At 69.8% G+C, this 13,863-nt stretch carries 13 protein-coding genes; 8 read left to right on the top strand and 5 right to left on the bottom strand.

Annotated elements, in window-relative coordinates; all coding sequences use genetic code 11:
* Positions 1-625: 625 nt before the first annotated feature.
* The 3 genes from ACZ7LY_RS14430 to ACZ7LY_RS14420 all read right to left on the bottom strand — a co-directional run bounded on the left by ACZ7LY_RS14430 (position 626) and on the right by ACZ7LY_RS14420 (position 3,626).
* The gene (locus tag ACZ7LY_RS14430; protein WP_471624890.1) at positions 626-1,207 is read right to left on the bottom strand and encodes a dihydrofolate reductase family protein; all 582 of its coding nucleotides are present in this window, start codon (positions 1,205-1,207) and stop codon (positions 626-628) included.
* A gap of 288 nt (positions 1,208-1,495) precedes the next feature.
* Complete coding sequence (locus tag ACZ7LY_RS14425) at positions 1,496-2,890, bottom strand: choice-of-anchor A family protein (protein WP_471624889.1); 1,395 nt, start codon at positions 2,888-2,890, stop codon at positions 1,496-1,498.
* A gap of 91 nt (positions 2,891-2,981) precedes the next feature.
* Positions 2,982-3,626, bottom strand: a complete 645-nt coding sequence (locus tag ACZ7LY_RS14420; protein WP_471624888.1) for a peptidoglycan-binding domain-containing protein — start codon at positions 3,624-3,626, stop codon at positions 2,982-2,984.
* A 1,370-nt stretch (positions 3,627-4,996) separates the two neighbouring features.
* Between ACZ7LY_RS14420 and ACZ7LY_RS14415 the strand changes: the two genes are divergently transcribed.
* The 6 genes from ACZ7LY_RS14415 (at position 4,997) to ACZ7LY_RS14390 (ending at position 10,098) form a co-directional block, all read left to right on the top strand.
* Complete coding sequence (locus ACZ7LY_RS14415) at positions 4,997-7,543, top strand: sensor histidine kinase (protein WP_471624887.1); 2,547 nt, start codon at positions 4,997-4,999, stop codon at positions 7,541-7,543.
* Positions 7,536-8,012, top strand: a complete 477-nt coding sequence (locus tag ACZ7LY_RS14410; protein ID WP_471624886.1) for a roadblock/LC7 domain-containing protein — start codon at positions 7,536-7,538, stop codon at positions 8,010-8,012. Before ACZ7LY_RS14415 ends, ACZ7LY_RS14410 begins: the two co-directional genes overlap by 8 nt.
* Positions 8,013-8,036: 24 nt before the next feature.
* On the top strand, positions 8,037-8,414 hold the full coding sequence (locus ACZ7LY_RS14405; RefSeq protein WP_471624885.1) for a DUF742 domain-containing protein: 378 nt from the start codon (positions 8,037-8,039) through the stop codon (positions 8,412-8,414).
* The gene (locus tag ACZ7LY_RS14400; RefSeq protein WP_471624884.1) at positions 8,356-9,027 is read left to right on the top strand and encodes a GTP-binding protein; all 672 of its coding nucleotides are present in this window, start codon (positions 8,356-8,358) and stop codon (positions 9,025-9,027) included. Before ACZ7LY_RS14405 ends, ACZ7LY_RS14400 begins: the two co-directional genes overlap by 59 nt.
* Before the next feature lie 97 nt (positions 9,028-9,124).
* On the top strand, positions 9,125-9,514 hold the full coding sequence (locus tag ACZ7LY_RS14395) for a roadblock/LC7 domain-containing protein (protein ID WP_471624883.1): 390 nt from the start codon (positions 9,125-9,127) through the stop codon (positions 9,512-9,514).
* Positions 9,515-9,573: 59 nt separating this feature from the next.
* The gene (locus ACZ7LY_RS14390) at positions 9,574-10,098 is read left to right on the top strand and encodes a WhiB family transcriptional regulator (protein ID WP_471624882.1); all 525 of its coding nucleotides are present in this window, start codon (positions 9,574-9,576) and stop codon (positions 10,096-10,098) included.
* A gap of 197 nt (positions 10,099-10,295) precedes the next feature.
* Here ACZ7LY_RS14390 and ACZ7LY_RS14385 read toward each other — a convergent pair whose 3' ends face one another.
* Positions 10,296-11,003, bottom strand: coding sequence for a TetR/AcrR family transcriptional regulator (locus ACZ7LY_RS14385; RefSeq protein ID WP_471624881.1), 708 nt, complete (start codon positions 11,001-11,003; stop codon positions 10,296-10,298).
* 555 nt (positions 11,004-11,558) lie between these two features.
* Here ACZ7LY_RS14385 and ACZ7LY_RS14380 point away from each other — a divergent pair.
* The gene (locus ACZ7LY_RS14380; RefSeq protein WP_471624880.1) at positions 11,559-12,647 is read left to right on the top strand and encodes a serine hydrolase domain-containing protein; all 1,089 of its coding nucleotides are present in this window, start codon (positions 11,559-11,561) and stop codon (positions 12,645-12,647) included.
* Positions 12,648-12,730: 83 nt separating this feature from the next.
* Here the strand turns inward: ACZ7LY_RS14380 and ACZ7LY_RS14375 are convergent, their stop codons facing one another.
* A complete protein-coding gene (locus tag ACZ7LY_RS14375; protein ID WP_471624879.1) occupies positions 12,731-13,087 on the bottom strand; it encodes a hypothetical protein in 357 nt (118 codons plus the stop codon).
* Between the two features lie 186 nt (positions 13,088-13,273).
* Between ACZ7LY_RS14375 and ACZ7LY_RS14370 the strand changes: the two genes are divergently transcribed.
* Complete coding sequence (locus ACZ7LY_RS14370; RefSeq protein ID WP_471624878.1) at positions 13,274-13,792, top strand: hypothetical protein; 519 nt, start codon at positions 13,274-13,276, stop codon at positions 13,790-13,792.
* Positions 13,793-13,863 lie beyond the last annotated feature (71 nt).

Below are 13,863 nucleotides of genomic sequence, written 5' to 3'. Positions count from 1 at the left end.
TCTACCCAAGCCCACTTGACGTATCGACTGGATGTCAGCATTGACTCTCACTGTGCCGACACGGTTCGCATGCTCTGCTACCGACGAATGATCGCGCCAAGCAGCCAAGCCGTGTAGGGGACAAGGTCCCACTCCTCCGTCGGGCGGGGCAGGCTGCTTCGGAGGCAGCCACGAACGGTGGCCTCGACGGCGGGCGCTCGATCCTACGGACGCAGTGGAACTCGCGGGCGTGATGACCCGTCAGGACGCGAGCGCCGGGGGCGCGATCAGGCTGCCGTACGCACGGGATGCTGGAGGAGCCGGACTACGCGCAGAAGGTGTACGGGAACGAGCGGCAGCGCACCCGAACGCGGTGCGAACGGGCGCGAGTTGGAAACTTCGGAGGGCTCGGTCGGCGGCAACAGGGGCCTGGCTCGGGTGCTGGCGGCCCCGGATCGGGGGAGCCCGGCTCCCGGCTCCGGGGCCCGGGCAGCTTCGCCGCGTCGAGGAGGCGTACGAGGTGTGCGGCGCGTACGACGGCCCCTGGCACTGTGCGGCTGGAGCCGGAGTTTCCTGCGGTGGCATAGCCGCTGGCCCGGGCCCGTCCCAGTCCGCGACCGCCTACCACCACTGGCCTGGCACCGGTTCAGCGGTGCAGGGTGGGGCGGTAGAGGAGTTGTTGCGTGCGGCCGTCGAACGTGCGGGCTTCGATCAGGTCGAGGTCGAAGTCGTCCGCTCCCCCGAAGACCGGCGCGCTCCCGGTCCGCCCGCTGACCACGGGGAAGATGGTCACCAGGACGCGGTCGACGAGTCCCGCCGCCATCAGTGCCCGGTTCAGTGACAGGCTGCCGTGCGAGCGCAGCGGCACATCGGACTCCGCCTTGAGCCGTGCGACTACGTCCACCGCGTCACCGGCCTCGACGGTGACGTCCGGCCAGGCGAAGGGCCCGGCGTCGAGCGTGCTCGACACGACTGTCGTCGGCAGGCTTCGCATCCGGGAGTTCACCGGGTCGAGATCGGCGGCGGGGATCGGGCCGAGGAGCTTCAGGAACAGCCGGAAGGTGTCGGCCCCGAGCACCAGCCGCTGATCCTCGCTCAGACCGGCGATCCGGTCGGCGAGGAACTCGGGGCCCTGCTTCCCCCAGTAGCCGCCCCAGTCCCCGTCGGGTCCGTACGAGCCGTAGCCGTCGAGCGTCGAGAAGACGTCCCAGGTGTAGGTGGCGGTCATGGCGTTCTCCTCGGATGCGGTGCGTGATCGACACTGCGTCGGGCGCGGGCACCTGTCAAGACGGCACAACACGCCGAAACTCATCGCAGCGGCGAGCAGCACGCCGGCACCTCGACCTCTCAGCGCCTCCAAGGCCGCATCCGCGCCCGCACCAGCGACCGCCACCCGAGCCGGCGTCTGCGTCCCGCACGAAGCAGTGCGGCCGGCCACCGCGCGTCCTCGCCCACCGGAAAGGGCTTCGCGAAGGGGCCGGCCTATGCCGGGAGGGCTTCCGTGTGCTCGCCTGTGTCAGCCGCGGCGGCGACGCGAGAACACCAGGCACGCCCAGCCCACGGCGGCCAGCACCACCGCGCCGACCGCGTACATCGTGACCTGCGCTCCGGTCTTCGCCAGCGGCCCGTCGCCACCGCTCGCCACGGGGGTCTCGGAGACGTCCGGCGTCGCCTCGACCACGCTGTCGGAGGGCCGGGGGCTCGCGCTGCGGGTCACGGGAGCGGACGGTGTCGCGGGCGCTTCACTCGTCGGCGTACCCGTGGGTGTGGCCGGTGTGCTGGGCGTGGGCTTGCCCGGCTCCTCCGGCTTGGGCGGCTTCACCGGCTCGTCGGGGGTCGGCTTGCAGCTGAACGAACCGGGCCCCATCCAGGGGTAGTTGTGGGTTTCGTTGCCGGTGCCGTGCATGTGGATGTCACGGCCGACGTAGAGGCGGCCGTTGGTGCTGGCGGTGAGGTCGGCGGAGGCGTTGGGCGCGAGGACGGAGCCCATGAAGTTGCCGCCGCCGGTGAGCGTGAGGTCGCTGGTCTTCTCGAAGTTGTAGAGGACGCGGGAGGCGGCTTCGCCGAAGACGGGCGAGTCGTAGGTGTCGGCGCGCTTGCCGTTGTAGGCGACGCTCATCGGGGCGATGGAGACCTTCTGCCCGCCGGTGACGTTGACGACGACGGACGCCTTGCCGGGGATGGCGCGGAAGTCGAAGGTGGAGGCGCCGTCGAGCTGCTTGGCATCGATGTCGAAGACCTGGAGGCCGGCGTCGCCCTTGCCGGTGAACGTGACCGTGCCGCCCGCGCGTTCGGCGGTCCCGGTGGCCTTGCGAGCGCTGAGGGAGGCGGAGGCGTTCTTGAGCGTAGAGCCGAAGTCCGCGTAGGGCGTGAGCGCGGCCCGGACTCCGACACCGGCGAGACGGAGGCCGCCGTTGGTCTCCAGCCTGCCCTTTTCGTCGATCTTCCCGCCGGCGCGGACGGTGCCGCCGTAGCCGGGTCCATGGGTGAGTCCGTGGCCGACGTCGACGGTGGTGCCGTCCGCGATGGTCAGGTCACCGCCGACCGTGAGCATGGGGGCGCCGGCCGTCGGCAGGATGCCCGAACCGGCGCCGACGCGGCCGACGTTGAAGATGCCGCCGCCGTTCTTGGCGAACTTCGCATCGCCCTTGACGACGAGAAGTCCTTCGGCCTCGGCGGAGCCGCCGTCGACGGTGTAGTCGCCGCCGGCGTAGAGGGCGACGTTGTTGTCGGTGAAGCGGGGATTGTGGCCGATGTTCGGGGCCTTGCCGTCGGCAGGGCAGGAGGCGGAGGGGCCGGTGGCGGGCGCGGCTTGGGCCACGCCGGTGCCGCACAGGCCGAAGACCAGGCCGAGGGAGACGGCGCCCATGGCCCGATAAGGGGTGGTGCGGCGGAGGGCGTTCTGCTTCATCTTTTCTTCATTTCCTAGGTGTGGCTGGGAGCGACGGGGGGCGCCTGGTCGGTTCCAGGAAGAGATCTGGTCGTTCCAGGCGGAGACCTGGTCAGTTCCAGGCAGGGTCGGCGAGGAGGACGGCTCGGGTCAGCGGTCCGTAAGCGCCGTTCTCCTGCGGGATGTTGTGGGCGATCTGGTAACGGCGGACAGCGGCTTCGAGCGAGGCGTCGTAGTAGCCGTCCGTGCGGCCGACGTAGAGGTGGAGGTACTGCATGCGCCACTGGAGGTCGGCGACCTCGGGCCCCTGATCACCGGCTCTCAGGGTGCCGTGCCGGCCGCTTGGGCCGCCGGGCTGCCCGGAAGGGTGGTGGGACGGCCGGCCGCCGGCATGCCCATGGGATCGGCTGGAAGGCCGGCTGTCGGGGTGCGACCGTGGCTTCGAAGGCGACGAGGCGGAAGGCGCAGCGGGCGCGGCGGCGACGGCCTGCGCGGATGCGGACGCTTTCGTCTGTGGTCGCGGGTCGGCGCTCGCGGACCGCGTCGGCGTGGGGGCCGTCGACGCGGAGGGCGAGGCGCTTGAGGTGGGCGCGCCGCTGGAGTCGGCGCCGGCTTCGGGGTTGGCGCCGAAGCCATCGGGCAGAACAGGTGGCGTACGGGGCTGGGCCGCGGCTTCTTGCTGCGTCGGGCCGCCGACCGCGAAGTAGATGGTGAGCGCGGCGCCGACGCCCGCCACGAACGTGAGGCCGAGGACCATCCGGGTGGAACGGCCCTGGTCACCGCGCCTGTGGGACGTGGGCTCCGCCGGAGTTGATGCAGATAACGCTGCTGCCGTCGGCCTCGTGCCAGGGGCTTTCGCGTGGCGGACGCGGGCATGCGGGCGGGCGCGGCGCCCGCCGTGCCCGGCACGGGGAGCGGGTTCCGACCGCTCGGCGGCGGCATCGGCCGGGACCGCGGTCAGCGGCACGGTGGAGTCGAAGAGGTCCAGATCCTGTTCCCGCGGCCCCGGCTGGTCGGCGGATGTCGCCGCCACCTTGCCGAACACACCTCCTGAGTCGGCATGCCGGCAGGCGGACGTGCCGACGGGAGGCGTCTGGTGGGGGATTCCGCAGTCGTAGCAAGGCTGGGAGTTCACGCTTATTCAACTCCTCGTAAGGCAGTTGGGGGCGGACCGCACGACGCTTTCAGGAGGCACGCACGGCGTGCCGCAAACCACGTACTCCGAAAGGGAAACGAGTTCGAGGACGTAACGGGAGAGATGAGGAAGACGTGAAGATCTTGATGGAGGTCAAACTGTGCGTCAATTAGCACAATGAGTACATAACTGGACATAAGGTGATCTTGCACCTTAAGGGACCCATAACATGTGGCTCCTCTCACAGCGACGGGGGGCCCGGCCCCGGGCCTGGAGTGCCGGTATCGCGGCGGTGAACTGGTCCGACCCCCATCTGGCTCCGCACACGACGAAGGACGAACTGCCTTACTCGGCAATCGACTTCAGGTACGGGTGACCGTAGGGCGCGGTGCGCAGCCCCCTGACGCGTCACGGCCGACTGGTCACGGTGCTGCAGAGTCCACCGCGAACTGCCCGATACTGAAGGTACGTTCAGGAAACTGCCGTCCATGACGTTGCGGAGCGAAAGCGGCCAGGCGGTCGACGAGCGCTTTCTGCACGCACGTTTGACGGGCCGTTAGGCCAGGACCCACTCGCCGCGCAAACGTAGGCGAACCCGGCTGATTTCACGCGTGAGTGCCGCCCTGTGGACTCTGCGGGACAGGACTAAATGCCTCTGCTAAAGGGGCCAAAGACGCGGATCTGCGTCCCTGCGGTGTGCTCAAATCGGTGACGGCGTCGCAGGTTTCGCACGCCCAGCCTGAACGGCGCACTCCAGACGCACATTTGCTCTGTTCGAGATGCCGTTGAGTCGTCCTCCCGTTGTCTAGTCTCTAAGACGTGTTGCAGTGAAAAAGTTCTCTCCCGCTGTGGGCCGACGGAACAACAGGAAGGACCGAGGGGAAAAAGAGGATTCGCGCCGGGTCAGGCATGCGAGGTCGCCAGGCGCGGCTCCGCAGGCGCAGGGGCCGAAACGCGGGTGGTCGCTCACCGACCTCAGGGTGCCCCAACGGATGGCGATCGCCGTGCTCGTGCCGCTGCTGGCCGCGCTCAGCCTCGCGGGGCTGCGCATCCACGACGCCAAGCAGTCCGCGGACCGGTTCGACAACGTCCTGGGCGTGGCCGAGGCCAGCCGTCACGCCTCCGCCCTCATGCGCACGCTGGCCAATGAGCGGGACCTGACTCTCGACCCGCGCATGAAGGCGGCCGTCGGCAAGGGCAAGCTCGGCGACTGGCGGGCCAAGACGGACGAGGAGGCCCGGGACTTCCGCAAGCGGCTGGACTCGCTGCCCGCCGGCGCCGGCATGGATCGCCACAACAAGGCCGTCTCCGCCGCGCTGGGCGAGGTGGCCTCGCTGCGCGCCGCCGCGGACGGACACGCTCCTTCCGCTGAGATCGAGAAGGGGTACGGCGGAGTCATCATCGCCATCAGCGCCGTGCACAACCAGGTCGGCGGCATCGGCGACAACGCGCAGTCCGCCGGTCGCACCCTCTACGCCCTCAGCCTCAAAACCGTGATGCTGACGAGCCAGCGCACGGTCCTGGCCGGTGCCGAAGAAGCCGGCAAGCTCACGATCGCCGACCGCGGGGACCTCGCGGCCTCCCAGCTCGTACGCGACATCACGAGCACGGACTTCGACCTCTACGCGGACAAGAAGCAGGCCGCACGGAACCAGGAGATCGACTCCTCCCCCGCCGCCAGGACCGCCGACGCGGCGGTCACCGCGGCCATGCAGCCGGCGGGCGTCAAGCCCCTGTCGGACACCCTGCCGGCCAAGTGGTACAAGTCGCTGACGAAGGTCACCGAGGAGACGACGGCGCTCCAGCGCACCGTGGAGAACCGCGTCATCGACGCGGCCAGGCTCCAGCGCGACGACGCGCGCGACCAACTCATCCTCGATGCCGCGATCGCCGCGGCCATCCTCGTGCTGGCCGCCTCCGTCGCCTACTTCACCTCCCGCCGTCTCGTCCACGGCCTGAGTTCGCTGCGCACCTCCGCCATCAGCATCGCCGACCATCAGCTCCCGAAGGTCCAGCGCCTGCTGTCGCAGGGCACGGTGCTCCCGGCCGAGCTGGAGGGCAAGGTCCTCAACATCGACTCCCGGGAGGAGATCGGGGACGTCGCCCGCGCCTTCGACCAGGTCTACCTGGAAGCCGTACGGCTCGGCCGCGCTCAGGCGCAGCTGCGCGAGGACGTCAACGCGGTGTTCCGTAACCTCTCCCGGCGCAACCAGTCCCTCGTACAGCGGCAGCTCGCCGTCCTCACCGAGCTGGAGTCCGACGAACCCGACGCGCGTCAGCTGGCCCGTCTGTTCAGCCTGGACTCCCTGGCCACCCGGATCCGCCGCAACAGTGAGAACCTCCTGGTGCTCGCGGGTGCCGAGATCGGCAATGCCCGGTCGGCGCCGATGGACACCCTGTCACTGGTCCGCACGGCGGCCTCCGAGATCGAACAGTACGAGCGCGTCGTCCAGCGCAATCTGCCGGCCGTCAGCATCGCGGGCTATGCCTGCAACGACCTCGTCCACCTCCTGGCCGAACTCCTCGACAACGCCGTGTCGTTCTCCAGCTCCGACACCCAGGTGACGGTCAGCGGCCAGCAGTTGCCCGACGGACGGCTCCTCATCGAGATCCGTGACGTGGGCATCGGCATGGATCCGCGGCAACTGCACGAGGCGGACGAATTGCTGCGGGCCACCCGGGAGGAGCAGGCGGGCGTCTCGGACACCATGGGCCTGTACGTGGTCGGTACGCTCGCCAGGAAGCTGTCGGCTGAGGTCCGTCTGTACGCCAACAGCCCCGCGGGGCTGGTCGCCGCGGTGATCGTGCCGGCGCATCTGCTCGTCCCCTCGTCCGGCCCGAAGGAGCCGGCCGCCGAACCGCACGGCCAGTCCCCCGTCCCGGCTCAGCGCCATCCTCAGCCTGCCGAGGCCAGGGAGCATCCCGGCCACGCAGAGAGCACCCAGTCCATACGACGGGTCGCACGCGAGCGCGACGCCGTCCCCCACACCGAGCACACGGCGCAGCAGGAACCGGGCCGGGGCGGGCAGCCGCCGGAGCATCCTTGGCCGTACGACGCCCCGGGTCCGGAGAATCCGGCGCCCCGCGAACACGCCGAGCAGGCCCCGCCGCAGACGACCCGCGTCGGGCTGCCGGTCCGTAAACCGGGCAGCTCCCCGTCGGCGGCCAGGTTCGAGGAGTCCCCCGCGCCGCCACAGGGCACGCCCGCGACCGACGGGCGGCCGAGCCCCGAGCAACTGCGGGACCGGATGAGCGGACTCCACGCCGGAATCGCCCACGCCACCAAGCAGTCGTCCGAGCAGTCGTCCGACGCTTACCAGGCGCCCCAGCAGTACCCGCCGCACCCCGGCCGGCAGCCGGACCAACTGGAGCAGAGCCGGCAGCCGCAGCCGCAGCCGCAGCCGATGGAGCAGACCCCCCACCCCTATCAGGTGGAGCAAGACCAGCAGCCGTACCCCACGGGGCAGGCCCAGCAGCAGTACGGAACGCAGCACAGCCCGCATCCGTACGAGACGAACCCGGAGGAAACCGGTGCGTGAACTGCCGTCCACCGCCCTGCCGACACCGCTTTCAGGGCGCGAAGTACACGAGTTCCGCTGGCTTCTGCAGCGGTTCCTTGACCAGACACCCGGGCTGCTCGACGTGGCCGTGGTCTCGTCGGACGGGGTGCTGCTGGCCCGGGTGGCGAAGGCCCAGCCAGGTGTAGCCGAACTGGCGGCACCGGTGACCAGCGGTGTGGCCGCCCTGGCCCAGGCCGGAGCCGAACTGTTCGGGGCTTCTGCCGAACGTACGGTCATCGAGATGCAGCACTGTGTGCTGGCCGTGACGGTGGTCGGCGGCGGGTCGCTGCTCGCGGTGTCGGCGAGCGTCGACACCGACCGGGCTGTCATGGGCTACGAGATGACGCGGCTGGTACGCCGTGTGGGTCAGGTGCTCACGCCCGCGCTGCGGGACACCCTCAGAAACGGCGGGGGCGGAACCGATGCCCCGTCGACGTTCTATGGCTGAGGCCCGCTGGGAGCCGTACACCCCATGACTTCGCACATCCCGGGCCACGGGACGTCGCCCGACAGCGATGTCCCGCTCGGCCCGCGGCCCTACACCCTGACCGCCGGGCGCACCGAAAGCCGCTTGAAGCTGGCCATCGAGGCGCTCGTCACCACCGCGACCGCGCAGGTCGCGGCGAAACCTCAGGCGTTCTCGCCAGAACAGCAGACCATTCTCGACCAGTGCCAGAGCGCCACCTCCGTCGCGGAGATCTGCGCGGCCCTGCGGGTCCCGCTCGGTGTGGCGCGCGTGCTCGTGTCGGACCTCGCGGTCCAGGGCCTGGTCACTGTCAACCAACCCGCTGATGGTCAACCGACCGCGGCTCTCATGGAAAGGGTTCTCGGTGGGCTCCGCCGTCTCTAGTTCCCACGCCGCCTCCGCTTCCTCCCCTCCCGGCCCTGGAACCGCGCACTCCGCGACCCCTCAGTCGATCACCTCGGCGAAGGTGGTCGTGGCCGGCGGGTTCGGTGTCGGCAAGACCACGCTCATCGGCACCATCTCCGACATCGAGCCGCTGCGTACCGAGGCTGTCATGACCGCCGCCAGCGAGGGCGTCGACGACCTGTCGCAGACGCCGGGCAAGCAGACCACCACGGTCGCCATGGACTTCGGCCGCGTGTCGCTCGACGCGGAGCTGATGCTGTACCTCTTCGGCACACCGGGCCAGGACCGTTTCTGGTTCATGTGGGACGACCTGGTGCGCGGTGCGGTCGGGGCCGTGGTCCTGGTGGACACCCGCCGGCTCGCCGACTCCTTTCCCGCCGTGGACTACTTCGAGCACAGGAAGCTGCCCTTCGTCGTGGCGTTGAACGGATTCGACGGCAAGGAGTGCTTCCACCCCGAAGAGGTACGTGAGGCGCTCCAGGTCGGTTCCGAGGTTCCGGTGCTGACCACCGACGCGCGCATGCGCCACGCGGTGAAGTCCGTCCTGATCACCCTGGTCGAGCATGCGCTGACACTTCGTTGCGTGAGCTGATGGAGGTACCCCCATGACCCCGACACCCTTTCCGGGCCGGCAGGTTCCGGCGCCCCCCGCCCGTACGTCCGGTCTCGAACCAGAAAGGGCCCGCCACATGCTCAGCACGTTCTGCGACAACACTCCCGGTGCGTCGCTTGCCGTGATGGTCTCGGTCGAAGGGCTCGTACTGGCCTGCTCCGACGGGATGGAGACGTCGGACGCGGAACGGCTGGCCGCCCTCGCCGGCAGCCTGGGCGCCCTCGGCCGCGGAGCGTCCCGCGCGTACGGCGGCGGTTGGGTCAACGCCCTCACCATCGACATGGAGAGACATCATCTGTGCCTCATCCCCGTCAACAGCCGGGCGGTACTCATCTTCCTCGCCGACGGCGGCGGCGACCTCGCCTTCGTGATGTACGAGGCCGCCCGAACGGCACACGAACTGTCCCGCACCCTCGACGAGGCCGCGCACGACGACCTGCGCCGCATGTTCCTCCCCCCTCACTAGGCTCCGCCGGGCTTGACAGCGGGCCGGGACGAAAACAGAACAAGAAGCTGACAACTGGTATGAGTACGAAGAGTGATCCCCGCACGGCGCGGTCGGCCTGGTTCTCCGGAACGCCTGCTCCCTCGATGTGGAAGGCCGTCGCGCGCGACGAGGACCGGGAGATCGGCAACTCCCCTGTCGCCTGTAGCGAGAACCCCGAGATGTGGTACTCGGACCTCCGCGAGGAGCAGGCGGAGGCCATCCGGATCTGCGGCACGTGCGAGTTCGCCGAACTGTGCAGGACGGCCGGGCGGGCTGGGCGCGAGTGGGGCATCTGGGGCGGTGAGACGGCGGCTGCCCGGTCCAAGGCGGGGCTCGGTCCGCGGGGTTGGCGCGAGAGGCCGGATCGGCGGACGGGCTGCCCGGGGCCGGAGCCCTCTCCCTGCGGTTCCCAGGCGGCGTGGTCGCGGCACCTGCGCGAAGGGCACGAGCCCTGCGACCTCTGCCGCGCGGCACACACGGCGTTCCTGGCCCGGAAACGAGAGAGCTACCACCGCACACGCGACAAGCTGAGAGCAGCCGCCGAGACGGGCACGGCTGCCTGAGTATTGACGGCCCGTCACTTGGCTCGGCCAGTCCGCGGACCGCGGGCGTCTGCTGTCGGGCCTCGTACGGGTGTGCACCGTCACGCCTCTCTCAGAGGCACGGGCCGTCACGATCCACACGCCCCCAACTGGTGTGGCAGTGAGGCCAGTTCGGCATGGCGCGCGCAGCCATCGGCCCGCGCGGTGACCAGTCGGTGTCAGGCGAGGTGGCGGGTGCGGAGTTCGACTGCGTCGAGGACCAGGCCGAGGGTGGTCTCGAAGACCTCCTGGTCGTCGATGTCGGCCAGGAAAGGGGCGACGGCCGCGAGGTGCGGGTAGGTGGCCGGGGACGCGAGGAGGTATTCGCGCCGCCAGGCAGCCCGGTCGCTCTCGCGGCTGGCGGGGGCGAGGTTGTTCCACGCGGCCTCGTAGGCGCCCAGGGCAAGCACGGTGGTCGCTAGCGAACGGTAGAGGCGGGCAGCCTCCCGTTCCTCGAAGCCGGCTTGATGCAGCGCCGTGAGGGCGACATCCGCGGCGCGGAACTCGCCGTCACGGCTGGAGAGGCGGGTGGCGACCAGGGTCGCCAGGCCCGGCTGCGCGAGGCAGGCCCGGCGGATCTGGCGGGCCATCTCAGCCAGAGTGTCGCGCCAGTTGTCGCGGGGGGAGAAACCCTCCATGGACTTCTCGATGAGCCTTTCGGCCAGACCGCGCAGGATCTCGTCCTTGCCGGAGAAGTGACGCAGCACTGCCGTGTGGTTGGAACCGAGGTCGGAACCGAGGCGGCGCAGGGTGAGAGCGTCGGGGCCGTCCTGCTCGATCACGGCCATCGCCGCGTCGAGGATGACCTGCCGGTTGAGACCGGTCGTCGGCGGGCGACCGCGCCGCTTTCTCGTCGGAGTGTCTGCGCTGGTACCCGGCTCGGTCATGAGGGCCATCGTAGTCGCCGCCGATCGTGCTCTCCCGTGGCGAGCGAACAGGGCGGCGGGGAGCGACGGATGCGCGACCTGCGCGCGCGGGCAGGGATCGCGGCGGTGTCCGTCCCCGGCGCAGCAGGCCATCCCGTCAGCCGTCGCTAGCGGACGGCTATAAATGAACCATCGGTGACACCACCGGTTGACATCGAGGCACGGCGACGCTTCCATGGCTTCCACCGTGAGCCTGGCAGCCGAGGAGGCATCCGCGCCTTCCGGTGCGGCGAAGAGCCAGTAGCGGGAGGAGCAGCGGACGGGGCAGCGGGAGAAAGAGCCTGCTGCCCCGCTCCGTCCGCCTGCGGCGCACGTCACGTCACGTCCGCGCATGGCGACCCATTTCGCGCACGGATGAACTCCATGGACCGGAGGAAGGAAGTAATGAACAGGATCGCGGGCCGTACGGCGAGGGCGTTGGCGGCGGCCGGGGCGGGGGCGGGGGCTCTGTGGCTGTGGCGCAATCAAGGCGACCTAGCGATGCGGAGGCCCCTCAACGAGTGGACCTTCACGCACATGAATCTGGTGATGCCCACCGAACCGGTGCACCGGTCCGCGCCGGGACGCCCGCTGCGGAGCGGGCCCGTCAGGCTGGACTTCACCTATGAGCACCAGGGGCGGCGGCGCTCCCTCGCCGACCTGCACGTACGGACCCACACCACGGCCTTTGTCGTAGTACACCGAGGGGTCGTCGTCCATGAGGAGTACCCCGGACGCTTCGCCACCCGGGCGGCCAGGTTCCAGCTCTTCTCACTGACGAAGTCGGTGACGTCCCTACTCACTGGGATCGCGTTGCACGAAGGGGCGATCACGTCCCTGAAGGACCAAGTGGTGGCCTACCGGCCGGAGCTGGCCGGCAGTGCTTATGCCGGGGTGACGGTGGAGGACCTGCTGCAGATGAGTTCAGGCGCGGGTGGCCTGGAGGACTGGACGGTCAAGGACGCGCTGATCAACAGGTTCGAGCGCGCCGTGACCGGTGGCGGGTCCGTTCTGGAGGTGATCCGTTCGGCCCCGCGGTCCTGCGAGCCCGGCACGGCATTCAATTACTCCACCTTGGACACCCATGTACTCGGCTGGGTCCTGGAAGCGGCTACCGGCACCTCGCTGGCCCAGTACGCGAGCGAGAAGCTGTGGCGCCGGATCGGCACGGAGCGGGACGCCTTCTACTTCCTCACCCGAGGACGGCCCCGCACAGCCCTCGGAGGCGGCTCGTTCAACGCCTGCGCACGCGACCTGGCCAGGGTCGGGCTGCTGATGGCTCGTGACGGCGAGTGGGAGGGCGCACAGATCGTCCCCGCCGAGTGGGTGGAACGCAGCCGCGGTACGACGGTGGGCTGGGGCGTCGGAACCCTCGGTGCCAGTGGCGCACCCCACTACGGCTATGCGAACCAGTGGTGGACCTTGGGGGGAGACACCAAGGCGTTCACGGGGCTGGGTGTCTATGGGCAGTATCTGTGGGTGGACCCCGAGGCCGACGTCGTGATCGTCAAAACCAGTGCCTGGCCCACCCCTGACGACATCGACCGGGACACTGAGACGGCGGCGGCGTTGAAGGCACTGGTGACACATCTGCAAGCACAGACCCAGCCGGGGACACGTACCTGAACCACAGCGTCGTGGCCGGCCGCAGCCTTGCGGAGCGCGCGGAGCCGCGCGGCTAGCCACGACGCGACGCCTGGGCCGCACGGTCAACAGCCTGAAGGGCTGGCGGTGTTCCGGCTCTCCGCGTCGCGGCCCGCGAGCCAGAGGGCGACCCGGCCCGTGAACTCGTGCTGCACATAAGGGCTGTTGTGCGACGTGATCCGCTCCATGTGCCGCAGAACGTGTTCCAAGCGGTCCGGGTGGCCCACCGCGAGTACATCGATGCCGGCCTCGCCTGTGGAGGCGACGATGTACACGCTGCTGTCGAGAGCCATCATGCCGAAGCACGGGTGGCCCGCGTGCACGCCGAGGAACGCCGACGCCGTGCCCCGGCCCATGATGTCCCAGCGCTGCCGGAGCCGGACCCGGGTCCAGACCGCCGGCGCGCCGGCGCCGCTGTGCATGTGGTGCAGTACGTGCCGGTGTGTCCGGGTGCCCTGGGGAAGCTTGACGAGGATCTCGCGCCGGTGGTCGAAAAGACCGTGCCTTCTACCGCTACGGGAAGATTCACGGCACCCTGCATAGCGGTCCGTCGCACCGGCGGCCTGATCTCCTGCACCTCACGTCAACTGAACCCAGGAGCAACCGACATGATGTCTCGTCAGCGCCTCTTCATCGCCTCCGGCAGCCTCGCCGCCGCCGGCGTTCTCGCCCTGTCCGGCACCGCGAGCGCCGCCGTCGTCAAGCTCAGCCAGGCGAACGCCGCCTCCCAGCTCTCCGCGGCGGGCGTCACGCACTCCTCCAGCGGGGGCTGCACCACCCGCTCCGTGTCGACCTGTACCTCGTACGAGCAGATCAACCAGGCGACCGTGGACGGCCTCAAGACCCTGAAGTCGGCGAGCGCGTGCGCGATCAACGTCACCGGCGGCACCGAGGTCGGGCACGCCTCGGGTACGTACAGCCACTACAACGGCTACAAGGCGGACATCTCCCGCAACACCTGCATCAATTCGTACGTCACCAACAGCTTCACGCAGATCGCCACCCGCAGCGACGGTGCCACCCGCTGGCGTTCCTCCGCCGGCAACGTCTACGCCAACGAGGGCACTCACTGGGACATCACCTACTGCGGCGGCGACACCGCCTGCACCGCCGCCGCCAGCGCCTGAGCACACGGACGCCGACTGAGGCCGGCAGGGGCCGACGTCCCTGCCGGGTGTCCGCCCTCGCCGCCTCTCTG

It is taken from the genome of Streptomyces sp. NPDC107550, assembly GCF_055639095.1.
Note: the sequence above shows the minus strand (reverse complement) of the source record. Positions and strands in the feature narration are given on the sequence as shown.

What these genes read in the sequence shown, in the direction of transcription:
- ACZ7LY_RS14400 (WP_471624884.1), top strand. Translation starts at nt 8,356, where the DNA reads ATGGTCAACCGACCGCGGCTCTCATGGAAAGGGTTCTCGGTGGGCTCC.
- ACZ7LY_RS14395 (WP_471624883.1), top strand. Translation starts at nt 9,125, where the DNA reads ATGCTCAGCACGTTCTGCGACAACACTCCCGGTGCGTCGCTTGCCGTG.
- ACZ7LY_RS14420 (WP_471624888.1), bottom strand. Translation starts at nt 3,626, where the DNA reads ATGGTCCTCGGCCTCACGTTCGTGGCGGGCGTCGGCGCCGCGCTCACC.
- ACZ7LY_RS14385 (WP_471624881.1), bottom strand. Translation starts at nt 11,003, where the DNA reads ATGACCGAGCCGGGTACCAGCGCAGACACTCCGACGAGAAAGCGGCGC.
- ACZ7LY_RS14380 (WP_471624880.1), top strand. Translation starts at nt 11,559, where the DNA reads ATGAATCTGGTGATGCCCACCGAACCGGTGCACCGGTCCGCGCCGGGA.
- ACZ7LY_RS14415 (WP_471624887.1), top strand. Translation starts at nt 4,997, where the DNA reads ATGGCGATCGCCGTGCTCGTGCCGCTGCTGGCCGCGCTCAGCCTCGCG.
- ACZ7LY_RS14430 (WP_471624890.1), bottom strand. Translation starts at nt 1,207, where the DNA reads ATGACCGCCACCTACACCTGGGACGTCTTCTCGACGCTCGACGGCTAC.
- ACZ7LY_RS14425 (WP_471624889.1), bottom strand. Translation starts at nt 2,890, where the DNA reads ATGAAGCAGAACGCCCTCCGCCGCACCACCCCTTATCGGGCCATGGGC.
- ACZ7LY_RS14390 (WP_471624882.1), top strand. Translation starts at nt 9,574, where the DNA reads ATGAGTACGAAGAGTGATCCCCGCACGGCGCGGTCGGCCTGGTTCTCC.
- ACZ7LY_RS14375 (WP_471624879.1), bottom strand. Translation starts at nt 13,087, where the DNA reads ATGCACAGCGGCGCCGGCGCGCCGGCGGTCTGGACCCGGGTCCGGCTC.
- ACZ7LY_RS14370 (WP_471624878.1), top strand. Translation starts at nt 13,274, where the DNA reads ATGATGTCTCGTCAGCGCCTCTTCATCGCCTCCGGCAGCCTCGCCGCC.
- ACZ7LY_RS14405 (WP_471624885.1), top strand. Translation starts at nt 8,037, where the DNA reads ATGACTTCGCACATCCCGGGCCACGGGACGTCGCCCGACAGCGATGTC.